Source organism: Candidatus Methylomirabilis limnetica (assembly GCF_003044035.1).
Taxonomy (GTDB): domain Bacteria; phylum Methylomirabilota; class Methylomirabilia; order Methylomirabilales; family Methylomirabilaceae; genus Methylomirabilis; species Methylomirabilis limnetica.
Window position 1 is genome coordinate 86722 of record NZ_NVQC01000017.1, and the last position, 23292, is coordinate 110013.

General features: G+C 59.0%; 25 protein-coding genes and 1 tRNA gene. 18 read left to right on the forward strand and 8 right to left on the reverse strand.

What is annotated here, in order from left to right; genetic code table 11:
* Positions 1-221: 221 nt before the first annotated feature.
* Positions 222-1733 carry a Mur ligase family protein gene (locus CLG94_RS05695; RefSeq protein WP_107561897.1) on the reverse strand — a complete coding sequence of 504 codons (1512 nt, stop codon included), beginning with the start codon at positions 1731-1733 and terminating at the stop codon, positions 222-224.
* Positions 1734-1804: 71 nt separating this feature from the next.
* On the opposite strand from CLG94_RS05695, the gene CLG94_RS05700 reads away from it, so the two are divergent.
* Positions 1805-2194: an SDR family oxidoreductase gene (locus CLG94_RS05700; RefSeq protein ID WP_320414612.1), complete on the forward strand. Its 390-nt coding sequence runs from the start codon at positions 1805-1807 to the stop codon at positions 2192-2194.
* Between the two features lie 360 nt (positions 2195-2554).
* Here the strand turns inward: CLG94_RS05700 and CLG94_RS13765 are convergent, their stop codons facing one another.
* From CLG94_RS13765 to CLG94_RS05730, 7 genes are all read right to left on the reverse strand, one after another.
* Positions 2555-2683 carry a hypothetical protein gene (locus CLG94_RS13765; protein ID WP_275666218.1) on the reverse strand — a complete coding sequence of 43 codons (129 nt, stop codon included), beginning with the start codon at positions 2681-2683 and terminating at the stop codon, positions 2555-2557.
* A gap of 246 nt (positions 2684-2929) precedes the next feature.
* Positions 2930-3005: transfer RNA gene (locus tag CLG94_RS05705), tRNA-Lys, on the reverse strand.
* A 40-nt stretch (positions 3006-3045) separates the two neighbouring features.
* Entirely contained in the window at positions 3046-4356 is a 1311-nt protein-coding gene (locus CLG94_RS05710; protein ID WP_107561898.1) for an adenylosuccinate synthase, read from the reverse strand.
* Positions 4344-5648: an ATP phosphoribosyltransferase regulatory subunit gene (gene hisZ / locus CLG94_RS05715; protein ID WP_107561899.1), complete on the reverse strand. Its 1305-nt coding sequence runs from the start codon at positions 5646-5648 to the stop codon at positions 4344-4346. The genes CLG94_RS05710 and hisZ overlap by 13 nt, the downstream gene beginning before the upstream one ends.
* Before the next feature lie 108 nt (positions 5649-5756).
* Positions 5757-7337, reverse strand: a complete 1581-nt coding sequence (gene serA / locus CLG94_RS05720; RefSeq protein ID WP_107561900.1) for a phosphoglycerate dehydrogenase — start codon at positions 7335-7337, stop codon at positions 5757-5759.
* 59 nt (positions 7338-7396) lie between these two features.
* Positions 7397-8536: a pyridoxal-phosphate-dependent aminotransferase family protein gene (locus CLG94_RS05725; protein WP_107561901.1), complete on the reverse strand. Its 1140-nt coding sequence runs from the start codon at positions 8534-8536 to the stop codon at positions 7397-7399.
* A gap of 272 nt (positions 8537-8808) precedes the next feature.
* A complete protein-coding gene (locus CLG94_RS05730) occupies positions 8809-9162 on the reverse strand; it encodes an FmdB family zinc ribbon protein (RefSeq protein WP_239993136.1) in 354 nt (117 codons plus the stop codon).
* Between the two features lie 577 nt (positions 9163-9739).
* On the opposite strand from CLG94_RS05730, the gene CLG94_RS05735 reads away from it, so the two are divergent.
* From CLG94_RS05735 to rnhB, 17 genes are all read left to right on the forward strand, one after another.
* Positions 9740-9898, forward strand: coding sequence for a hypothetical protein (locus CLG94_RS05735; RefSeq protein ID WP_239993137.1), 159 nt, complete (start codon positions 9740-9742; stop codon positions 9896-9898).
* A 135-nt stretch (positions 9899-10033) separates the two neighbouring features.
* A complete protein-coding gene (locus CLG94_RS05740; protein WP_161954046.1) occupies positions 10034-10471 on the forward strand; it encodes an arsenate-mycothiol transferase ArsC in 438 nt (145 codons plus the stop codon).
* A gap of 171 nt (positions 10472-10642) precedes the next feature.
* Positions 10643-10864 carry a type II toxin-antitoxin system HicB family antitoxin gene (locus tag CLG94_RS05745; protein WP_107561904.1) on the forward strand — a complete coding sequence of 74 codons (222 nt, stop codon included), beginning with the start codon at positions 10643-10645 and terminating at the stop codon, positions 10862-10864.
* Between the two features lie 219 nt (positions 10865-11083).
* Positions 11084-11371, forward strand: coding sequence for a type II toxin-antitoxin system HigB family toxin (locus CLG94_RS05750; protein ID WP_107561905.1), 288 nt, complete (start codon positions 11084-11086; stop codon positions 11369-11371).
* Positions 11368-11766, forward strand: a complete 399-nt coding sequence (locus tag CLG94_RS05755) for a helix-turn-helix domain-containing protein (protein WP_107561906.1) — start codon at positions 11368-11370, stop codon at positions 11764-11766. The genes CLG94_RS05750 and CLG94_RS05755 overlap by 4 nt, the downstream gene beginning before the upstream one ends.
* A gap of 568 nt (positions 11767-12334) precedes the next feature.
* Positions 12335-12598 (forward strand): AbrB/MazE/SpoVT family DNA-binding domain-containing protein, encoded by a 264-nt coding sequence (locus CLG94_RS05760; protein WP_107561907.1) that lies wholly within the window; start codon positions 12335-12337, stop codon positions 12596-12598.
* Between the two features lie 34 nt (positions 12599-12632).
* A complete protein-coding gene (locus tag CLG94_RS13985) occupies positions 12633-13007 on the forward strand; it encodes a putative toxin-antitoxin system toxin component, PIN family (protein ID WP_161954047.1) in 375 nt (124 codons plus the stop codon).
* A 313-nt stretch (positions 13008-13320) separates the two neighbouring features.
* Positions 13321-14784: a tetratricopeptide repeat protein gene (locus tag CLG94_RS05770; protein WP_161954048.1), complete on the forward strand. Its 1464-nt coding sequence runs from the start codon at positions 13321-13323 to the stop codon at positions 14782-14784.
* A 645-nt stretch (positions 14785-15429) separates the two neighbouring features.
* Positions 15430-16293: a DUF2971 domain-containing protein gene (locus tag CLG94_RS05780; RefSeq protein WP_107561911.1), complete on the forward strand. Its 864-nt coding sequence runs from the start codon at positions 15430-15432 to the stop codon at positions 16291-16293.
* 783 nt (positions 16294-17076) lie between these two features.
* A complete protein-coding gene (locus CLG94_RS05785; protein ID WP_107561912.1) occupies positions 17077-18258 on the forward strand; it encodes a Fic family protein in 1182 nt (393 codons plus the stop codon).
* Positions 18259-18588: 330 nt separating this feature from the next.
* Entirely contained in the window at positions 18589-19104 is a 516-nt protein-coding gene (locus CLG94_RS05790) for an RDD family protein (protein ID WP_107561913.1), read from the forward strand.
* An 84-nt stretch (positions 19105-19188) separates the two neighbouring features.
* Positions 19189-20532, forward strand: a complete 1344-nt coding sequence (gene ffh, locus CLG94_RS05795) for a signal recognition particle protein (RefSeq protein WP_107561914.1) — start codon at positions 19189-19191, stop codon at positions 20530-20532.
* Between the two features lie 28 nt (positions 20533-20560).
* The gene (rpsP, locus tag CLG94_RS05800; RefSeq protein ID WP_107561915.1) at positions 20561-20842 is read left to right on the forward strand and encodes a 30S ribosomal protein S16; all 282 of its coding nucleotides are present in this window, start codon (positions 20561-20563) and stop codon (positions 20840-20842) included.
* Between the two features lie 162 nt (positions 20843-21004).
* Positions 21005-21529: a ribosome maturation factor RimM gene (rimM, locus tag CLG94_RS05805; RefSeq protein WP_107561916.1), complete on the forward strand. Its 525-nt coding sequence runs from the start codon at positions 21005-21007 to the stop codon at positions 21527-21529.
* Positions 21516-22256: a tRNA (guanosine(37)-N1)-methyltransferase TrmD gene (gene trmD, locus CLG94_RS05810; protein ID WP_107561917.1), complete on the forward strand. Its 741-nt coding sequence runs from the start codon at positions 21516-21518 to the stop codon at positions 22254-22256. Before rimM ends, trmD begins: the two co-directional genes overlap by 14 nt.
* Before the next feature lie 67 nt (positions 22257-22323).
* On the forward strand, positions 22324-22671 hold the full coding sequence (gene rplS, locus CLG94_RS05815) for a 50S ribosomal protein L19 (protein WP_107561918.1): 348 nt from the start codon (positions 22324-22326) through the stop codon (positions 22669-22671).
* A 14-nt stretch (positions 22672-22685) separates the two neighbouring features.
* Entirely contained in the window at positions 22686-23288 is a 603-nt protein-coding gene (gene rnhB, locus CLG94_RS05820; protein WP_239993138.1) for a ribonuclease HII, read from the forward strand.
* The last annotated feature ends 4 nt before the right edge of the window (positions 23289-23292 follow it).

The following is a 23292-nucleotide window of genomic DNA, read 5'->3' on the forward strand; positions in this document are numbered from 1 at the left end:
ACCGTCCCAATTCACCTTCGAGCAGGACAGAGTCGATCGGCAGTCAGTCGCGGTACGGAAAGATTCTCGACAGCGAAGTCTCGATGGAGAGCTTCGTGGACGAGTAAAACGCCTCCAATAAAGCGGGGCCGTGTTCGCGTTCGCAGCACAGTTGGAAGCCAGCGTCTGCAAACTCAGCGTCACACTCTGGATGCAGACATTTAAGACGATACGCCGCCACGCTACGGAGCACCTTCCAGTGCCGCCGTAGGAACCGGCACCACTTCGGCTTCGAGCAGGAATTCATTCAGTTTCAACAACGGGTCGTATGACGCTACGAAATACGCCAGCAGAAACGACTCGCCGAACCGTTGCTTCGTCCGCTCGATCGTCTCCACCATCGTGAGCGATTCGACACTGAGAAGTTGTCCCGGCTTCAACCCCGACGAAAGGCGCCGCATCATTTCCTCCGGTGCCATCCCGCGAAGATATTTCGCAACCGGCGGCCGAAGGAACACGCCGTCGCTCAATCCGGCAATTTCTTCGGACACCGAGCGATGATAGTCCTCCTCACGGTTGCCAACAGAACTGGCCACCCCCACGAGATACCGGCACCCGAGCGCCTCTTGAACCCGACGGATCATCGGCGCTTCGAGCCGGTAGGCGTCGGGGTTCTTGCAGTGCAACAGCAACACGTAATGACCTCGGAACCGGGCCAGGATGAAGCGACCGACAGGATAATCCCGATAGTCGCGTTCGTACTCGCGCAACACAGTGAGTTGCGCTTGGCGCGGCACTGGAAACGTGTCGCTGATTCCCTCAATGGCCGCAAGCGCCGCGAGGGCGTTGGCGATGTTGTAGCGTTGGTGTCCGCCGAACGTCATCGGCATTTCCGTTGCTGGCAGCAGGCGCCCCTCCCTCGCGTCATCTTTGCGCCACAACCAGCCGTCGCGCAGAAACCAGCCCCGGTCGAACTCATTCTCGCGTCCCGCGACGGTAAAGAAGATGGGACTGGCGCGACTCACCATCGTCATCGCCGCGACGCGCGGATCGTCCGCATTCAACACCACTGCGCCTGACGGATGGGTGCGACGGGCAATCTCAGACTTGGCCTCCGCCATCTGGTCGAGCGTCCACACTCCTTCCAAGCCGAGATGATCCGCCAACACATTGGTCACAACTCCGACCCGGCACGTTGAGAAGCCAGGCCCGTAACAAAGCATCCCGCCGCGCCCCACTTCGGCGACAACCACTTGCAACCCCGGACAGTGCAGCGCCCGCCAAATTCCACGGTGACCGGCACGATCACCAACAGCAACGCGAACGCCGTTTTGGTACACGCCGTAGGTGGTGCACGTTCCAACCTTGTAGCCAGCGGCACGCAGCATCCGGTCAATGAGGTGAACCGTCGTGGTTTTCCCATTGGTACCGGTAACCGCGATGACGGGCGCGCGTCGCACCCATACACCCGTCCGCACAACATACCGGGCTTCGAATCGCAGCTTCCAGTGATGCAACCGGGCGCGCACTTGATGGAGAATGTTCCTATCCATGCTCAGGGTTTTATGTAATGGGCCAAGACGGCGGAGTTGTGTCCACGCGACCGCGGCTAGCGCAACGACAATGAGCGTGCCGACGCCACCCACCACGACCGAGAACATTGCGCCGCCCCACACCACCACGATGCCGGACTCGAACGCACCGAGTTTGTTGGAGGTCGTGATGAAGACACTGTTGACGGCGGACGCGTCCACGCATCGCGTCGGGCGGGAGCGCTTGCACGAGCGTGTGACGGACAACGACGCTGCTCTAACGGGTTTACGCGATAACCAGTTCTGGCGGGAGGCGGGTCTGGGCCGGCTATGGGGCCGTCTCGGCGGCCAAGGCAGCTCTGGAGTCGCATATCCGGCAGCTCGCGATGGAGCTGGCCCCCATAGGGATTACGGCGAACGCTATCCGCGCAGGGGTCACCGATACTCCAGCGCTCCGGAAGATCCCAGGAAGCCAGGGGATCGTAGAAACTGCGATGCGGCTCAATCCCTCCGGCCGCCTCACCACGCCCGAAGACATTGCCGAAATCCTCGTCACCTTGAGCCGCCCCGAGACCTACTGGATGACAGGTAACGTGATCGGGGTGGATGGGGGCGAGGATGTCGTAGCGTTCTTTATCTCCCCTGCAACGGCGGCAGGCACGGAAAGGCCGACGCCCGCTTGATGAGGGATGCATGGGCCTCGTTGTGGGTAAAAGAGGATGTCAACCACGGGACTCGGCAGGTCAGGTACTGCGAGAGAGGCTCACGCATGAGGTTAACTGCAAAAAGTCGGGTTAAACCTATGCGCCGGGTGCGCGGCACAGCTCCGTTTGATCAGCCACGGCTTGCTTGCCCGCCACCAGCCTGGCGACGGAATCGCCCCAGAGATACCGGCTGCCCTGCCGTGATATCTCTCAGCGGCTTGTGCCTCGTCAGCATTGGTTTCGTGTACGGCTGCTTTGGAGCCAGCGTGAAATCCTTCGTTGGCTCACTCCTTAGATTTTAAGTTTACGATAGCGAGGGCTATGCCGTCTCGGTAAGCATCAGTCTACTGACGGAGATATCTGCTGAGCCGTGATGTCCCGTAGCGGCTTGTGCTTCGTGAGTGTTGGCTTCGTGTACGGCTGCTTCGAGTCGGTCTCACGGACGTTCTGTTCCTGGACTTCCTTCATGATTTTTCTCCTTCGCAGAGTCGTTTGTTGCAGTGACGATCACCAATGCGCATTCCGAACTTCCCACCACCGCAGGCAGGGAGGTAGGGGCGGATGTAGCACTCCTCGGGCAGGATCGGCTCCCGATAGCACTAGAAGTTTAATAGAAAAATCAAAATACTATGGTTCACCATATCCTCTAAAATCGAAGGGGTCAAGGAAGTTTTTCAGGGTGTGTTGGTAGCAATGAAAGGCATTAGAATGAAGTGGTGACCCGTTCGGGACTCGAACCCGAGACTCCCTGCTTAAAAGGCAGGAGCTCTGCCAACTGAGCTAACGGGTCGTCATGCAGAAGGCTATAGTCGCGACGTTGCAGAGGAAGCTTAGCGTGCCAGTCCCCACTGCCGCAAAGCCGGCGTCGAGCGAAGGATCGTCTGGTCCCGTCGGGGCCCTGTGGAGATGAGCCCTGCCTTGACCCCTGTCAGCCCCTCAATCCGCTCGATATAGGCCCGGCAGTGGGCCGGTAGACGCTTGTATGAGGTGATGCCGACAATGCTCTCGTTCCAGCCTGGCACCTCTTCATAGATCGGCTCACACGCCTTCAGGAGACCGGTCTCGTTCGGAAATTCTCGAAGGATCGCGCCGTTACATCGGTAGCTCGTGCAGATCCGGATCGAGTCACAGGCATCAAGGACATCTAGCTTCATGAGGGCGAGGGCCGATAGGCCGTTGATCCTGGCGCTGTACCTGACGGCAACGGCATCGAACCAGCCGCAGCGCCTCGGCCGCCCCGTTGTGGCCCCAAACTCCTGCCCACGTGTCTGCAGCATCTGACCGATCGCATCCGTAAGCTCCGTCGGCATCGGACCCTCGCCGACGCGCGTCGTATAGGCCTTGGTTACGCCCAGGACGCCGTCGATCACTAACGGACTCACCCCGGTCCCGGTACAGGCGCCTCCGGCCGTGGCGCTCGATGAGGTGACGTAGGGGTAGGTCCCGAGATCGACGTCCAGGAGGGTCCCCTGCGCCCCCTCAAACAGGACGCTCTTCCCGGTTTTGATCAGATCGTAAATGATAAGGGAGCTGTCCACCACGAAGCCGCGAACGCGCTCGAACTGTTCAAGTTGCTCCGCCGCCATCTTTTCGCAATCCAGCTCCGCCAGCTCCTGATGCTGTGGGAACTGGGCGCGCTTCTCTTCAAGGTTACTGCGGAGGCGCTCCCTGAAGAGGTCGCGGTCGGTCAGATCGCCAACCCGGATCCCTGTCCTCGCCATCTTATCGATATAGGCTGGACCAATCCCGCGTCTAGTGGTCCCGATCTGCCGACCCTCTCGGAGCCGTTCCAGCTCGGCGTCCAGGATCTTATGGTAGGGAAGCACCAGATGCGCGTTCTTACTGATAAAGAAGTTCTCCTCGATCTTCACGTGCAGCTTTCTGAGCTGATCCATTTCCTGGATAAGGGCGGTCAGGTCAATCACCACGCCGTTCCCCAGGATGCAGACCTTCCCCTTCCTCAGTACGCCCGACGGGACCAGGTGCAGGACTATCTTCTCCTCCTCCACCACGACCGTATGGCCCGCGTTGGTCCCACCCTGGTACCGGGCCACCGCATCAAAATACTCTGAGAGGAGATCAACAATCTTCCCCTTCCCTTCGTCGCCCCACTGCGTGCCGACAACAATTACATTGGCCATCGCCGTTCTCCACGTTCGACCTCGCCGCAAAATCGCTCAACCGGGACCCGCTCCTCAGCCCCAGAGTCAAGGTCCCTGACGAGCAACTCGTCCTGAGGCAGATGAGGTAAGCCCAGCACGATCGCTCGGCTGATCCCGGACGCTACCGCATAGTCAAATGAACCTTCCAGATCCCGCTTGATGATGTCTCTCGCCGCCGAGTAGCCCTGTTCCCGCAGAAGCCGAGCAATGCGAAGGGCGTGGCGCTTATCGGGGTTAAAGTCGATAATCAGAAACTTCTGGCTCGTCACGAGGGGAGGCCGATCCTCGGCAGCGACAGCCTCCAGGACCTTATCCAGATCGAAGGCAAAGCCGGTAGCGGGGCAGGGATACCCGAACCCACCGATCAGGTCGTCGTATCGGCCGCCGCGTGAGATCTCAGAGCCCAGGCCCTGAGCAAATGCCGCAAAGGTCACGCCAGTGTGGTACTCGAAGGCCCTCGCTTCGCCAAGATCGATGATCACCTGATCCGCCAAACCGTACTGCTCCAGGACTTCATAAACCTGGGTGAGGTTTCTCAGGGCCTCCTGTGAACGCCGGTTGGGCGCCAGGTCCTGCGCACGAGCCAGAACCTCTTTCCCGCCATAGAGTGTTGGTAGGTCCAGCACAGCCTGCTTGGACTTATCGTCCGCATCCAGACCTTGCAGGAGCAGCTCAAGCTCGAGGGTATCTTTCCTGTTGATGGCCGAAACAAGCGCTCGGCGTCGATCGGGCTCGAGATCCAGGGCATCGACGAGCCCCCGCACGTACTCGATCTGGCCGACATCAATCTGAAAGCGCTGCAGGCCGAGGGCCCGGCAGCCCTCCACCACCATCGCCACCATCTCGGCATCGGCCTCCGGCCGCTCCAGCCCAATCAGCTCCACGCCAAGCTGGACACACTCGCGCTGCCGACCAGCCTGAGGGGCCTCGTAGCGAAAGACATTCGTCATATACGAGAGACGCAACGGCAAGGGACGGTGCCGAAGCGTAGTCGCCGCGAGGCGCGCCACCTGGGGGGTCGGGTCGTACCGCAGCGCCAGCAGGCGGCCGGTCTGCCGGTCGACGAACTTGAAGATCTTTTCTCCGCCCTCCCCCTCCGAGTCTCCCGAGAAGACCTTCAGATATTCAAACGTCGGGGTGATGACCTCTTGGAACCCCCATCGCTCAAAGATCGTAAGGATCTGGCGCTCAGCCCAGCGGCGCAGCGCGGTCTCCTCCGGCGGGAAGACCCGAACACCTTTCGGAATGGCGGTCTTTGAAGAGCAGTCCATAGGAGATCAGCTATCAGCGATCGGAGGCAGTGTAGGGGCGCTGCTTGCTGCGCCCGCATTGGTCAGGGCAAGCCCTGCCCATACGACGCTGATCGCTGATGGCGGTCCTCAAACCTTCACAAGTTTAACGAAGACTATGTCGGGGAGCCGCCGGATTTCGTCTATGACATGAGCAGGAACAGGGTTGTCGACATTCACCACTGACAAGGCCCTACCACCAGGCTGCGCCCGCCCTAACTGCATTCCGGCGATATTGACCCGGTTCTTTCCGAGCAGGGTGCCAATCGTCCCGATGACCCCAGGCACGTCCAGGTTGGAGAAGATCAGGAGGTACCCTTCGGGGATGGCTTCCAGGCGGAATTCGTCGATCCGGACGACCCTGGGTTCCCGGCGGCTGAAGAGCGTCCCCGCAACCTCACTCGTGCCACGGTCGCCATTGATCGAGACGGTGATGAGACTCGCGTAGTCGGCCTCCTCCAGCACCTTACTCTCAATTACCCGAATGCCGCGCCCTTTCGCCAGGGCCAAGGCATTGACGTAGTTGACCTCGTCACCCATGAAGGGGTCCAGCACTCCCTTGACGACGGACGCGGTGAGCGGCGCCGGGTCGTAGCCCGCGATCTCGCCCCGGTAATCGATCCGGATCTGCCGGAGTCCCCCCTCGGCAAGCTGAGAGGTCAGGCGGCCTAGTTTCTCGGACAGGGTAAGGTACGGCTGAAGGACCTTGTACAGCGCCGGGTCAATCGACGGGGCATTCACGGCATTCCTGATGAGCCCTTTCTGGAGATACTCGACGACCTGCTGGGCGATCTCGACGGCGACATTCTCTTGAGCTTCCTCGCTCGCCGCGCCGATGTGCGGGGTACAGATGAAGTTGTTGAGCGTCAGCAGCGGCGCGCTGGTGGTAGGCTCCTGTTCAAATACGTCCAGGGCCGCCCCTGCAACCTTGCCGGCCTTCATTGCCTCATACAGGGCCGCCTCGTCGATGATCCCGCCTCTCGCACAGTTAATAATCCGAACCCCCGTCTTCATCTGCGCGATGGCGTCGCGATCGATGAGATGGTACGTCTCTGGGGTGATGGGGGTGTGGATAGTGATAAAATCCGATCGCTGGAACAGCTCCGGGAGCCCCACCAAATCGACCCCTAGCGCTGCTGCGGCCTCCTCAGAGACAAAGGGATCAGAGACGATGACGCGCATGGCGAACCCTTTGGCGCGTCGAGCCACCTCGACGCCAATCCGCCCCAAGCCGATAATCCCTAATGTCTTGCTTCCCACCTCGACGCTGATGAAGGCGCCCTTCTCCCACCGACCGCCCTTCATCGAGGCGGTGGCCTGCGGGATATTCTTGGCGAGGGCCAGCAGAAGCGAGAAGGTATGCTCGGCGGTGGTCAGGGTATTACCGCTCGGGGCATTCATCACCAGGACTCCGCGAGCCGTCGCCGCCTCGACGTCGATATTGTCCACCCCGACGCCAGCCCTTCCTACCACCTTGAGTCTGCGCGTAGCCCGCAGGATCTGGGCGGTTACACTGGTGGCGCTTCGGACGATCAGGCCATCATAGTTGTCGATGCATTCCTGCAGCGCCTCGGGGCTCAGCTTGCGCCGCTCATCAACCTCGAACGCCTCGGCTTGGCGCAGAATCTCAATACCGCGTGGCGAGAGACCGTCGCTCACAAGAATTCGCATTCGTTCCCCTCTAAAAAGCAGCTATCAGCTATCGGCCATCAGCTAAAAGCTACTCTTTCTCAACATGCCTGGACCAGTACCTCCTGGGCCGCTCGTATCCCCTCGCCCAACTTGACTGGATAGCCGAGGTCAGCGAGGGTTCGTTCTAGCGCCGCCAGGCAGACGACAACGTCGGATTCATCGGCGTATCCCAGGTGGGCCAGGCGGAAGATCTTCCCCTTAAGCTGAGCCTGGCCGCCCGAGATGGTGATGCCGTGGGCTGCTCGAAGCCTCTTTACGATGGCACCGGCCTCGATGCCAGGCGGGGCGATAATAGTGGTCAGCGCAGGGGTAGGCCGCTCGGTGAATAGTTGGAGCCCGAGCGCCATGACTCCGGCGCGGGTCGCCCGCGCAAGCCGGTCATGTCGCGCGAAGAGCGCGGTGAGACCCTCTGCCCTGATCACAGCGAGAGACTCATGAAGCGCCACAACCAACGAGACCGCCGGCGTAAAGGTGTTCTGGTTCTTCTCCAGGCTCTTCCGCTCAGCGATAAAATTGAAATAGAACTTCGGGAGTCGAGATCGCTGCACCATGGCCCAGGCCTTGTCAGAGACCCCACACAAGGCGAGACCCGGCGGAATCATCAGCGCCTTCTGAGTACCGCCCACGACGACGTCCACCCCCCAGGCGTCCATCGGCAGGTCCACCACCCCCACGCTCGTAATGGCGTCAACGATCAGGATGGCGGGCGTCTTTCCGACGATCCGAGCAATCGCCTCAATATCGTGCAGGACACCCGTGGAGCTCTCACTATGAGTCGTGAAAACCGCCTTGATCGAGGGATCGGCCGTAAGGGCTGCCGCCACAAGGTCAGGCTCCACGGCGCGCCCCCACTCCACATCAATGTACGACGGCTGAAGGCCATAGGCCTCGCAGATCTCCCCCCAGCGCTCGCCGAACTTGCCGCCGCGGATCACCAGGGCCCGGTCACCTGGCGAGAGCGTGTTGACCACCGCGCCTTCCATCCCACCCGTGCCGGACGATGTGAATAGCAGCACCTCGTTCTTGGTTTGAAAGAGGAACTTAAGCCCCTCCCGGACGGAGGCGAGAAGGACTTCGTACTCCGGACCGCGATGGTACAGGATCGGCCTGGCCATCGCCAGCAAGGCTTCCGGAAGGACCTGAGTCGGACCCGGCGCTAACAGATGTCGCTTTTTCATCGCTACGTCCCTCGTGTGTATTGAGGCGTGATACGTCCCATCAATTCGCGCCGACTATATCCAAAGCGACGCGCGACTGTCAAGGCGAAACACTGTCCCCCAGAACAGCGATAGAAAGTTGTCATTGCGAACGAAGTGAAGCAATCTCGAATTGTTGCACTGAGATTGCCGCGCACCCTGCGGGTGCTCGCAATGACGCAAGGAATCGAGTAGTTGCGAAGTCTGTCGCTGTTCTTGGGACTGTCCGGAAAGGTCAGGCGCGCAGCCATCAGTTACTCCTCGGCTTCCGCTCCCCCCTCGGCTGCTGCCCCTTCCTCCGTCGCCTCCTCCATCATCTGGTCGAAGTCCTCGCCAACGTCTTCGCCCATCTCTTTCCCCATCCGCTTGGCCCAGCGAGCGACACTCTTCGGATCATTCTCATCAAGATCACCGAAATTACTGGGGTCAGCCATTCGCTCGAAGCGGCTCTCTTCAGACTTAACCACCGCAAACCGGGAGAGCAGACGCGTCATCTCCCGACTCTCACAGCGGGGGCAGACAGGTATGAGGGGGTTATGGATATTCCGGATCAGCAGGCTCACTCGCTTCCTGCAACTGTGACACGCGTATTCATAGATCGGCATCATGCACCTCGTTGCTGCTATCGCTCATCACCGTAAAGAGCCGCCAAGTCTCGGCATGGGAGGATACAACCTCCTGCTCGTGTAAGCAGTTATCAGATCACCCCGCCGCTGTCAAGAGCAGCCGCCTTCCCGGCAGTGTCCTAATTCTAGCCCCCTTCGTCCGTCATTGCGAGCCGAAGGCAAAGCAATCTCATCGTTTATGATGAGCTGTAGAACAGAACCCCTGGATTGCCGCGCTCCAGTTGGTCGCTCGCAATGCTCCATGAGCATGGAAGTCCGTACCTCGCTCACCTTTGTCCTCTCCTCCCGGTGAGGAGAGAGGAATCTTTTTGCTGCCCCTCGCCCCTTTGGGGAGAGGGTGCGGGTGAGGGGACTTTCCGGGTAGTGACCGCGCTGTTAGACATGATCCCTCGGGCATGGCTGCAAGCAAATCAGGACAGCACCGCCACCGGCGAGTAAAAGTCTTGACAAGTTCGCAGAAAGGCAGGAAAGTTTCATTGATATGTTGAAATTGTAGGCTGTAGAAGAAAGGCAAATGAGACAGAGCAGTAAATTCCCCCCTGGGTGGGATGAGGAGCGTGTGAAACGGGTCCTTGCCCACTATGAATCCCAAACGGAAGAAGAGGCTGTGGCAGAGGACGAGGCCGCGTTTGAGGCAGCAGATCAGACCGTCATGGAAATCCCCACCGATCTCGTTCCGAAGGTTCGAGAGCTGATCGCCAAGCATCAAGCGGCGTGAAGCAGGGTTGACCGGACGCGGTGTTTGCCCTCCGGCAGGGGCCGCAGAGCCGGCCGCACCGCTTCCGCTCGTTGCTCACGCGCAATGTTAGGCGTCATTCGGTGGGGGAGTGGTCCCTTGAAGGAGTTACACGGCATGACTGAAGTGCGAAAGCCCTCCGTTCTCTTCGTCTGCAAAGGCAATACATGTCGCAGTGTCATGGCCGAGGCACTGACGAGGCGGCGCTTCGGTGACGCGGTCCAAGTAGCGTCTGCCGGTCTCCGTCCCCAACCTCCTGAAGACGCGAAAAATGCAGTCGAGACCTTGCGTGTTGAGTTTAACTGGGATACCTCTTCCCATCTCCCGCGCCACTTCCGAGACATTGACGTGAACTCGTTCGACTATGTTGTGGCCATGGACAAGTATATTGCGAAAGAACTCAAGGGTATTCCTAAAGAGAGGCTTCTCGTATGGAATATCGACGATCCGTGGGACAACGATATGGCCGAGTACAAGCGATGTGGACTCATCATATTGCGGTACCTCTCACGCCTCCCAATCACACACTCTGGGCAACAAGAGGCCAACGCCTAACTCCGGCTTGCAGACGGATGGAGAGGAGCGCGCGAGTGCGGGGCTCGGTGGTCCAGGTGCGGCTTAGTGCCACGTCCGCCCCCGCCGCTGAAGCCGCGGGCACTGTGTGCCACTGCTTTAGAGTGGGCGATGCTGTCATCCGGATCATTTCCGCACGGAAAGTAAACCGAAATGAAGGATTATCACATCAACATCTTCTTCTACAGCGATGAAGACGGCGGCTACATTGCTGACATCCCCGACTTGAAGTTCTGCTCCGCGTTCGGCGAAACCCCCAGCGAGGCCCTGACGGAAGTCCTGAAGGCGAAAGCGGCTTGGCTCAAGGCAGCACGAGCCGCAAAAAAGCCCATCCCCAAGCCGTCCGTTCGACCGGCGATTTATCAGGTGGCATAACAGGACAGCGCCGGGTACAACCGCCTTCGCCGGCTCACCGGCTCAGCCGGACATGCACGTCCTGGCATTGACCTAGAGTTGCGCCTAGGTCGAGGATCTTGGCGAGACGGCGGGAGGCTGACCACGCTACCTAATAGCGAGGCGGCTTCTGCACCACCGTGAAGCGGGTTCTTCTACAACCGGCTTGCATAATATCTCGCCTTGAGATACGATGACACTATGCGCATCATTTCGAGAAAGGCTTTGCGCCAGTTTTGGGAGCAATACCCGGATAGTAAATTGGCGCTGACGCGCTGGTTCAAAATCGTGCGGCACACCACCTTTCGCGGTTTTGGTGAATTGCGGACGACTTTTCCCTCAGTTGACAAAGTCGGCAAATGGATTGTGTTCAACATCGGTGGCAACAAATATCGGCTGATCGCAGTCATTCACTTTAGTCGGGGTAAACTATACATTCGCCATGTTCTCACGCATCAAGAATATGACAAAGGGAGTTGGAAGCAATGAGCACTCTCACGAAAGACCTCCAAAGTCATTGGGCCAATATTCGCCCCATCCTAACGATTCGCAATGAGCGCGAATATGACTCGGCGATTAAGCGGCTAAAGGAGTTGTTGGATGAAATCGGTGATAACGAGCGCCATCCCCTGTATGGCCTGTTAGATACGCTAGGCACGTTGATTCACGTTTACGAGGAAAAACATCATCCCATGCCTGGATGCGCTGGAGCTGACATGCTTCAATTTTTTATGGAAGAGCATGGTTTGAATCAATCGGACTTGGCAGACATCGGCTCTCAGGGCGTCGTGTCCGAAATCCTGAATGGCAAGCGGGAATTGAATGTTCGCCAGGTTCGTCTTTTGGCAAGGCGGTTTCAGGTGTCACCCGCCGTGTTCATCTGAGCTACACGCCGCTAGCGCCGCCCAACACCGCGTCCAGCCTAAAACAAATAGAAAACAAATAGGGACAGACACTATTATTGTGACGAGTTGTGGTGTTTACGGTCATGATCGTGCCTGCTACGGATTACCCAAACTTATTGTACCCGGCCACCCGTATCATGTGAGGCAACGAGTGAATGATCACCAGGCGGTCTTTCGGAACGACAGCGATTCGAAGGCACACGATGACAGGGCGGCCACTACGAAGAGACGGGTTCATCTGGGAGGTGCGCAGGAAACTGGACGAGTAGTACCCGTGCTGCAGAGGGGAAGGCCAAGAAAGGACCTCAATAAATAGTGCCTGTATGCGTGCCAGGAGAAGACGCTCCGGCCGGGGTGAGCATACCATCCTGACTGAATCCGCCGAACCGCCGTATACGTGATCCGTATGTGCGGGGGTGTGGAAGGAGAGGAGCAGTGAGGCTCCTCCCTATCCCGATTGGCTTTCCCAATCTCCGGTTTTGTCTTGCCGTGGGATGGAAAATCTGCAGAATCTTACTGGTAAGATAATCCTATTGGGAGGTGAAAAATGGCTGGTGTCGCAACAACGAAGATGTCATCCAGGGGTCAAGTCGTAATTCCCGAAGGCATCCGGAAAAGACTCGGATTTACAACCGGTTCGCAATTCGTCGTTATCGGGGAGGAGGACACCGTAATCTTAAAGGCGATATCTGCTCCTACGCTGGCAGATTTCGACGAGCTCGTGTCAGAAGCTCGAAGACAGGCCCGTCAAGCCGGAATGAAGAGATCCGATGTCGTTGCGGCCATCAGAGAAGCCCGAGGGGCAAAGTGAGGATCGTCCTTGATACGAATGTCTCATCTCGGGCGTGTTCTTTTCAGGTCCACCCTTTCAAATCCTAAAGGCATGGCGAGATCGTAGGATTCAGATCGCCCTCTCCGAGGAAATCCTTCAAGAATATCAACGAGTCGGGGAGACCTTGGCTGCGAGGCACCCAGGAGTACATCTGGGTTCTATTCTAGATCTGCTCTCTGTAGAGGCCGACTTGTTTTCTTCCCCGGATTTACCAAATCCCGCTTGCGAAGACAGGACGGATGACAAGTTTTTTGCTTGTGCCTTGGCGGCTAGAGCAAGAATTGTGGTCAGTGGGGATAAGCACCTCTTGAAGGTGAACCACTATCGAGGTATTGAGGTGATAAGACCCCAGGAATTCGTGCATCGCTACCTAAAGGCGCAAAGCTAACTTCTGGCGATACCGCGACCCGGCAAAGCCACGTGCGTGACTGGCCGGCCCTCGCTGTGGCGGCCTCTAGCCGGTCACTCCGGCGGGCCCCTGGGTTATCCAGCATACTTATGGAACGATTTGTTAGGCACATCCTCTTTGTGTGGCAAGCTTAAATGATCGCTGTCCCTATTTACGCCTCTTGACAGGACCTCCATTTACTAGGAAGATGCACGCACAAGATGGTCGGCGCTCCGCTCCGCAGGTCGGACCAGACGGAACCAGATGGCCTGAGTCCAATGTGGACGGACGTCGTGCTCTGTCGGGAGACGGTATGAATCTGGCTGGTTCGATATTGCATACTGCGTTTTCCCTCCTTTTAATCGTCAAACTGCGTCAGTACGCTGTCCTGCGCGCCGTCGCCGCGCTGGGGACAGCGGCCCTTGTGGTATCCACGCCCGCCATAGCCAAAACACCCAGCCAGGTCTTCGAGGAGGTCTCCGCCAGCGTGGTTGTGGTAGAGGTCTACGACGCGAAAGGGACACAGATCGGGCAAGGTAGTGGAGTGATCATTGCGCCAGGCGAGGTAGCGACCAACTGCCATGTGACCAAGGATGCTCAACGCCTTCAGGTGCGCCACGGCCAGGTGCGGCATCCGGCTCAGGTGCGCTTGAGCGACGCAGACCGCGATCTCTGCCAGATCACCGCGGCAGGTCTCACGGCGCGGCCTGTGGCGATCGGCGCCACCAAAGCCCTCAAGGTGGGGAGCCGCGTCTATGCCGTGGGAGCGCCAAAGGGTCTGGAGCTCACCTTAAGCGAGGGGATCGTCTCGGGCCTCCGGGAGGTTTCTGGCGGCCGGTTCATCCAGACGACCGCTCCCATCTCTCCCGGGTCGAGCGGGGGTGGGCTGTTCGATGAAAACGCGGCACTCGTGGGGCTGACCACCTTCTACGTGAGCGAAGGCCAAAACCTCAATTTCGCCCTCCCGGTGGAGTGGCTGAGGGAACTTCACGCACGCCACACGGCCCAGACGCCGGCCAAGGATTCCACCGTGGGCTGGCTGGCCAAGGCGCTGGCATTGGATAGCCGGAAGGATTGGGAGGGGCTACGCGCGCACGCCCGGCAGTGGGTCAACGCCCAGCCTAAGAACGCGGTGGCGTGGTACACCCTGGGCTGGGCCTATGGCAAGCTCGGCCAGTCGGCCAAGGCCGTGGACGCCCACCAGCAGGCCATTCGCCTCAACCCCGAGTATGCCGACGCGTGGAACAACCTGGGCAGGGCCTATGGCAAGCTCGGCCAGCCGGCGAAGGCCGTGGACGCCTACCAGCAGGCCGTGCGCCTCAACCCCGAGTATGCCGACGCGTGGTCCAACCTGGGCTATGCCTATGGCAAGCTCGGCCAGTCGGCCAAGGCCGTGGACGCCTACCAGCAGGCCATTCGCCTCACCCCAGAGGATGCCGACGCGTGGCACAACATGGGCGTGGCCTATGGCGATCTCGGCCAGTGGGCGAAGGCCGTGGACGCCCACCAGCAGGCCCTGCGGCTGAACCCCGAGCATGCCAACGCGTGGTCCAACCTGGGCTATGCCTATGGCAAGCTCGGCCAGTCGGCCAAGGCCGTGGACGCCTTACAGCAGGCCCTGCGGCTCAACCCAGAGAATGCCAACGCGTGGTACAACCTGGGCGTGGCCTATGACGAGATGGGTCGCAGGGACCAGGTCATGGAGGTGTACCGGAAGCTTAAAGGGCTGGATGCGGCAAAGGCCGAAGAGTTTTTTCAGGAGGTGGTGCTTCCATAGATACGCCCATACCCCATGACTCGTCGCGGGACAATCGAACTGAGCCCCGGCCTACCGTGCGCATGGCGATGTGCCCCCAGGCCACTGCGGCTGCGGGTTCAGCGGCGCCACCCCCCCCTTTGAGTCGTTTTAAGGCATATCATCTCAGCGCGGCGTGCCGGCGGGATACTATTTTTGAGGCAGAATACTCTGTTAGAAGGAGAGTGAGATGACACGTCCGTTCTTTACTGCTATCGCTTCTGCAGTCCTACTCCAAGGATGTGCCACATCTAGCGGAGTATTCCTAGCCGATGGAACCAAGGGTTACAACATCAACTGTAGTGGGGCCTTTATGAATTACGCCCACTGCCTTGAGAAAGCCGGCGAAATTTGTGGCGCACGAGGCTACTTGGTCGTGAATCAACAGGGAGATGCCGTGCCATTGTCCGTGGCAGGTGGGGGATTTGGTGCAAACCCCCAAGCGGCCTCTGGGGGTTTCTATGCTCAGTCTGGCACCATCGTCACTCGTAATCTGTTCACCAAGTGCAAGTAGCTCCTTCTAGCATTGCGGTCGAGAATGACGCTCCGCGAGCATCGCGTTGCCCGCTCGCACGCGCATCTCACCGCAGACGTTGGGCGTCATAGACCTATGTATGGTGGCGTGATATGAAGAGAAAGATCCTGGAGGACGTGCTCTCTCAGTCTCCTAGTGATTCGTTGTACCACTACACCCAGCAGAGAGGATTCATGGGGATTGTTCAGAGTGCTGAGATATGGGCAACCCATACCCAGTACCTTAACGACCGAAGGGAATACTTGCACGCCGTTGACATGGTTCGTGACCAGATCCAGATAAAGGCTATGCGGGCATTTGGTGATCCTAACCTCCGCTCGATTCTTCAAGACATGGAGAATGGCCTGGATGGCATCGAAGGCATGAACGTTTGTGTTTGCTCGTTTTCTGAGGAACGGGACTCCCTATCTCAGTGGCGCGCGTACGGTGGAGGTTCATCTGGTTTTTCGATCGGTTTCTCGGGTGATTTCCTTACCGAAGTCGCTGGCCAAGAAGGATGGTATCTCGCCCCCTGCATATATGACCCAAAGGCCCAGAGCGATCTCGTCAGCGCTCTAGTGCAGGAGGTTATTGAGGAAAATGTTGCTCGGGAGAGCGCAGAAACAAAGGAGGAAGTCATGCTACCTCTCGGTGGTAACCTCAACGCATACCTGCATCGGTACGCGCCAATCTTGAAGGACTACTCGTTTCGCGAAGAGAGGGAGTGGCGACTGATATCTCGCCCGCTGAGCTGCACATTTGACGCATTCGACTTTCGCGAGGGCAGTTCAATGTTGACCCCTTACTACAGGCTTCGACTCGGCGCCGATCCTACGGCACTGAATATTCAGGAGGTGGTCGTGGGGCCTACGCCGCATCCAGATCAATCATCCAGGTCCACGCGAAGCTTTCTGGTACGCCACTCGCTGAAAACTGTTCCAGTAGTTGCGTCACAAGTTCCGTATCGCAGTTGGTAGCAAACTCGCCCTGTATCCAGGAATGCACTCTCCCGCTAAGACGCCCAACCCATCATTCCACCGGACATGCGCGAAAAGCCGCGCAGGCCGGTGAATTCAAACGTTGAGGTTGTAGAAAAACCTCCTCGTGAAGAGCGCTCGCAATAGGACGCGATATGAGCGACGATCGTCCGAAATCTGACGTCTTTTGCCCAACGTCGGCAGGAGCGTGGCCTCTCGCGGCTCAGAGAGAGCCGCAGGCTCGGTACCATTGGGCAGCAAGGAAAATTATGGTCTGTTGTTGAGGCCTCTAAAGACGCGTTCCCCGAGGTTTTTCTACAGCCTCGTTAGCAGGGCAAAGTTCCCTACCGATGGGCCGCCGCACGGAGCGAGGCCGGGCGAATGTGAAGCCTCGACGTCCAAACATTTGACGTAAGCACGAGGCTGTTCACTTAGGCTCTCCCACCGTTCACCCTTATCGAAGGGTAATTGTGGTTCGACAGGCTCACCACGAACGGCTAGAGTAAATAGTATTGGACGTAAGTATGTAAGGAATGAGCGCCTTGCAAAGGCGGGAGAATCGCTGCAACCTTTGAACGTTTCTGTAGGCGCGATAGACTGACCAACCGCGTCATCTGGACTGTGGCTTCCCCATCAGCTTTCCGCACGGTGCTCATCTCCGCCGCCGTAACGGGTACGATCGACGTGCGGGAGGTGGGATGACGGCGAAGAGAGGGCTTGATCTCCAGTCATTAATGTTTTACTCTAGTCCCGTGAATAAGCGGGGGGTTCAGTATCGCTGCCGTGAATAAGCCGACGAACGTCTCTCGCCGGGCTCGCGCCGGTACCTACGTGACCGTCTCGACGGTCGGCGGCGAGCGCGTACGTGCCTTCGTGCCGGCGCCGCTTCCGCCGACGCCGCCGATCGAGATCGACGGGGCGCTCCGCCGTGCGCTCGACGAGGCTCTGGTCGCCTTGGGACGGCTTGATGGCGTCTCCGGTTTCCTGCCCGACCGCAATCTGCTTCTCTACTCCTTCGTCCGCAAGGAAGCCGTGCTGTCCTCGCAGATCGAGGGCACGCAGTCCTCGCTCTCCGACCTTCTACTCGCGGAGATCGACGAGGCTCCGGGCGTCCCCATAGACGATGTCAGCGAAGTCTCCAATTGCGTCGCCGCCATCGAGCACGGGGTACGCCGCTTGCGGGAGGACTTCCCGCTCTCGAACCGGCTGCTCCGTGAGATGCACGAGATTATGTTGCGCCGCGGCAGGGGGGCGGAGAAGCAACCGGGCCACTTTCGTCACTCGCAGAACTGGATCGGTGGCACGAGGCCAGGCAATGCGGTCTTCGTCCCGCCTCCTCCCGATCGCGTCGAAGAGCTCATGGGCGCCCTCGAACGTTTTCTCCACGACGAGCGGACCTCACCGCTCCTGAAAGCCGCGCTGGCCCACGTTCAGTTCGAGACCATTCACCCGTTTCTCGACGGCAACGGCAGGGTCGGACGGATACTGATCACGCTCATCCTCGTCCACGGGGGCCTCCTGAGCGAGCCCATGCTCTATCTGAGCCTTTACTTCCGGCAGCACCGGCGGGAGTACTACGAGCGCCTAAGCGCGGTGAGGCTCGAAGACGACTGGGCTGGGTGGCTCCACTTCTTCGCCGAGGCCGTGAACGTGACGGCACGGTCGGCGCTCGACACGGCACAGCGAGTGACCGGCATGTTCGCGGCGGATCTTTCTCGCATTCACTCCTTGGGTCGGCGCGCGGCGGCTGCTGCGCAGGTGCACACGAGTCTGTCCAAACGGCCCCTCGCCTCGATTGCGAAGCTCAGGGAGCTGACCGGGATGTCCACCCCAGCGATCATCCGCGGGCTCGAAGCCCTGGCGGGGATCGGCATAGTGCGAGAGATAACCGGCCGCAGACGAAGTCGCATCTTCGCCTACGATCAGTACCTGCGACTCCTCAACGAGGGGACTGAAACGCCATGACCCCGGAGATCTCCGAGCGTTCGCTTGAGGAGACAATCGAGTCGCGGATGTTTTACTGGCCGGGATAGCTTTACAGTTAGGCCCACCGCACCTTACACTGGAGTTAAGGAGGAATACCTTGATGGAAGCGCGCCGTTGGCTGATCACGTTGCTGGCAGTCGTGGCGATCTTTGTGCTGGGTGCGCGCGCTGTCTTGTCGTTAAGACGCTCTGAGGAGTCCCTGATTTTGCACAACCTGCGGCGCTCAAACTGACATGCCTCAATGAAAGACCAGAGGCTCATTTATAATCGAGATTATACTGCTGACAGCGGCAAACAGATAGGGGGACAGTGAGTAACGTTGAGTACTGCCATCCCGCCGCATCGATCGACGGTGTGCTTATTATCGCGGGACCTGAGGTCCGTAAGGCCGGATTCTGGATTCGACTGGCGGCCTGGGTCGTCGATCTCGCCTGCCTCTTTCTCGTCACCATCGCTCTCGCCCTTGCAGCGCTGATAACCATTTATCTCGGGGGCCAGTTCGGCGGTGAGATTAATGACCAGGTGATGGCGTTGGCTGGATATTCAAGCACTGCCATTGTCATGTTAAGTGGTGTAGTATATTTCACCATCTTTGTCGGCTCGTGCGGGCAGACCCCAGGGAAGATGCTCTTCCGCCTGAAGGTTGTTCGAGCTGACGGCCAGGAGATGACCTATGACGGGGCATTGCTTCGCTCGCTGTTTTGGATGCTCTCGCTGCTGCTTTTCGGCATCGGCTTTCTGATGATCGCGTTTACCCGGCAAAAACGCGGTCTGCACGATATACTGGCAGGCACGTCCGTGATCCGCCTCCAACGCTCGCCTTGACAGCACCTGTGCCTCTGCGCAGTTTGACCTTGACAAGTAGCGCTGAGGAGGCTATTTTTAGGCACTTCGGAGGGAGCATGGGAGGTGTTTGAAGGACTCACAGAACGATTAAGCTTGGTCCTGAAAAAGCTTCGTGGCCACGGGCGGCTCACTGAGGAGAACATCGCCGAGGCGCTTCGTGAGGTTCGGCTTGCTCTGCTCGAAGCGGATGTCAATTTTAAGGTCGTTAAAGGGTTCATCGAGCGCGTCCGCGAACGGGCAGTGGGTCGTGATGTATTAGAGAGTCTGACCCCTGGCCAGCAGGTTGTCAAGGTTGTCTACGAAGAACTGGTAGAGGTGCTGGGCAAGACACGCGCCCCGCTGGTCTATGCGCCGGATCAGCCTACGGTCGTCATGCTGGTCGGCCTGCACGGAGCAGGTAAGACGACTACGTCGGCAAAGTTGGCCCGGTGGTTCGTGTCTGAAGGACGGTCGCCGCTCCTGGTGGCGGCCGATACGACCAGGCCGGCGGCCAGGGAGCAGCTCCAGACGCTGGGGCGGGCCCTTGGGGTTCCGGTATACGCTGGGGAAGGTTCTGCGCTGCAAGTCTGCCAGGAGGCGAGGAGGCTCGCAAAAGAACGCGGACAGAATCCGGTAATTCTCGACACCTCCGGGCGACTCCATATCGATGAGCCGCTGATGCAAGAGCTGGTGGCGATTGCCGGGGCAACCTCCCCGACCGAGAGACTGATGGTCGCCGACGCCATGACCGGACAGGATGCGGTTAATTCCGCGCTTCGGTTCAATGCGGATCTTGACCTGACGGGCTTCATCCTCACCAAGTTGGATGGAGATTCCCGAGGCGGAGCGGCCCTCTCGATCAGGTCAGTGACTGGGAAGCCGATCAAGTTCATCGGTGTAGGCGAGAAGTCTGATGCTCTCGAGCCTTTCCACCCTGAACGACTGGCTTCTCGGATCCTTGGGATGGGCGATATCCTCACCCTCGTGGAAAAGGTGCAGGCGAGGGTGGATCAGAAGCAGGCCCTGGACCTTGTGAAGAAGGTTCGCTCCGAGGGCTTTACGCTGGAGGATTTTCGCGTGCAGCTCCAGCAACTGAAGGACCTTGGGCCCCTCGATCAGGTGATGGAGATGATCCCGGGGTTGTCACGGCAGAAGGGCTTGACTGACACCGTTTCAGCGGAACGGGATTTCAAACAAGCTGAGGCGATTATTAATTCGATGACTCGGAAAGAGCGGGGGGTTCCCGAGATTATTAATGGGAGCCGACGCCGGCGGGTCGCCGCCGGAAGCGGCACATCTGTGGCAGACGTGAATCGGCTGCTCAAACAGTTTAGCCAGGCCCGGAAACTGATGAAACAGTTCATTCCTGGGGGTGGCGGGGCGAGGGGAAAAATGGCACATCGCCTTCGGTCCCTGATGGGAGTGTAACGCCGGACGGATGAGGGGGAGATAAAAGATGGCTGTGAAGATCAAGCTGCGGCGGATAGGGGCGAAGCAGCACGCCTTCTATCGCTTGGTTGTGGGAGACTCACTGGCTGCGGGAGGCGGCAAGGTGCTGGAGTCCCTGGGTACCTACGATCCCCATGGGGAGCCGCCCGCACTTTCCGTGGTGGCGGAGCGTGCTTTGCATTGGTTGCAACGGGGTGCTGAGCCTACCGACAGTGCCCGACAACTTTTGCGGCGAGCAGGCGTCATGCGGCAATTCGCTGAACTGAGAGCCGCAGGAAAGGCTCAATAACCCTGGGGTTGTTGGGGCACAGTACCGAAAAGAGGGAAGATGGAAGGCGATCCGTCGGTTCCGAGTCATGAGGCCATGGAGAAAGCAAGGGCGCTCAAGGAACTGGTAGAACGGGTGGCCATTCGAAGTGTCGGGCCGTCCTGGAGATTCTGGAATAGTTGAATGCCATCGCCATACCTTGTACTGGGCAGGACTGCCAAGGCTTGGGGGCTCAAGGGAGAAGTGAAAGTGCAGCCCTCCGCTGACTCGATAGCAATTGCAGCAGGATCGGCAACCGTGTACCTCAGGGGGCCCGGGGGCGACCTTACCGAGTACGTCGTGGAGCGGGTTCGGCCGGCTGGCAAAGCCTGGATCCTGCAATTCCAGGGCGTGGGGACCATTGAGCAGGCCGAACGTCTGGTTGACCGTGAGCTGCTCATTCCCCGGTCGGCTGCCCCGACGCTTCCGGAGGGGGCGTATTACCATGCCGATCTCATCGGCCTGAAGGTCGTCACTGAAGAGGGACAAGAGCTTGGGCGAATTGCCGAAATCCTGGAAACGGGCGCCAACGATGTGTACGTAGTCCACGGTGAAGGTTCGGAATGGTTGCTGCCGGCGACCCGAGAGGTCGTGAGAAGGATCGATCTTGCAGGGGAGATCATGGTGGTCCACCTGCTGAAAGGGATGATCGAAGCTGAGGCGGTATGACATTCTCACCCTCTTCCCTGGGTTCTTTCAGGGACCTCTCTCGGAAAGCATCCTCAAACGAGCCCAGCAGCGGGGCATCGTGCAGATCGCGGTCCACGATCTTCGGAACTATGCCCATGATCGCCATGCCATCGTGGACGATCGGCCGTACGGGGGTGGCGCTGGAATGGTGCTTAAGCCGGAGCCGATCATCGAGGCGGTCACGAGTCTCCGTCAGGGGCAAGAGACTCACCTGATCCTCTTGACCCCCCAGGGCCGACCGTTCAAACAGGCGATTGCCCGGGAGCTTAGCGAGTACCAGCACCTGCTGTGCGTTTGCGGCCGGTACGAGGGGTTCGACGAACGGGTGAGAGACCTCCTGTCGCCTGATGAGATCTCTATTGGGGACTACGTTCTGACTGGGGGTGAGCTGCCGGCCCTCGTACTCCTGGATGCCGTCATCCGGCTTATTCCTGGCGTGCTGGGCGATGAAGACTCGGCCCGGTACGACTCTTTTGTAGACGCATTGCTGGAGTTTCCCCACTATACGCGGCCACAGAATATTCAGGGGCGTGGGGTTCCGGACGTGCTGCTGTCTGGTGACCATGAGCGGATCAGGCGCTGGCGCCGAAAGGAGGCCTTGCGACGCACTAAGGTTCGTCGTCCGGATCTCCTGCAGCAGGCTTTCCTGAGTAAAGAAGACCTTGATCTCCTGGGGGAGATTGAAGATGAGCAAGGAGCCAGTTAAACGATTCGATGTTCGAGGGCCGAGGTACTTTCGCACCTCATACTTTTTGCATGTTGGAGGCTGAATCATGGATGTTATCAGGAGCGTCGAAGCGCCCTCGCTGAAGGCGCAGATCCCAGACTTCTCACCCGGCGACACGATTAAGGTACAGGTAAAGGTTCGGGAAGGGGACAAGGAAAGATTCCAGGTATTCGAAGGTGTGGTCATCCGTAAGCGCGGCGACGGTCTTCGTGAGACCTTCACTGTGCGCAAGGTCACTTACGGCGTCGGTGTGGAGCGAATCTTCCCCATCCATTCCCCCATGATTGACAAGATCGAGTGCACAAGACGGGGTCATGTCCGTCGGGCGAAACTCTACTACCTGCGAAAGCTGAAGGGAAAGGCTGCTCGGATCTCGGAGCGCAAGCTGACGTAAAGAGGATCGCTGCTTTGCGTCCTGAAGAGGTGGAGACCTGCCTCCGTACCGCGGGGTATCACCTCATTGCCGGCGTTGATGAGGCTGGGCGAGGTTCCCTGGCCGGGCCGGTAGTGGCTGCCGCTGTGATCCTTCCACCGACTTGCGCGATCGATGGGGTAGATGACTCCAAGGCGCTCAGCGCACATCGGCGGGAGCAGCTCGACTTGGCGATCAGAGCTGAAGCGATGGCCATCGGCTTCGGTGTGATCCAGGAGGAGGTCATCGATGCCATCAATATTCTCCAGGCGACCATGCTCGCCATGCGGCGAGCCATAGAGGATTTGAACCCACCCCCTGATTTCGTTCTGATCGACGGTGATCGATCCCCCAACTGCTCCAGCCCCCATCGACTGATCCCTTCAGGAGATCGTCTCTGCTTCTCCATCTCTGCGGCTTCCATCCTGGCGAAGGTTGGCCGGGATCGGATCATGCAAGCGTATGACCTGGCCCTCCCGCAGTACGGCTTCAGCCGACACAAAGGGTACGGGACCCCGGAACATCTGTCGGCTATTGCGCGGTTCGGGGCGAGCCCTATCCACCGAAAGAGCTTTAGAGGTGTCCGGGAATATGTGTAGCGGG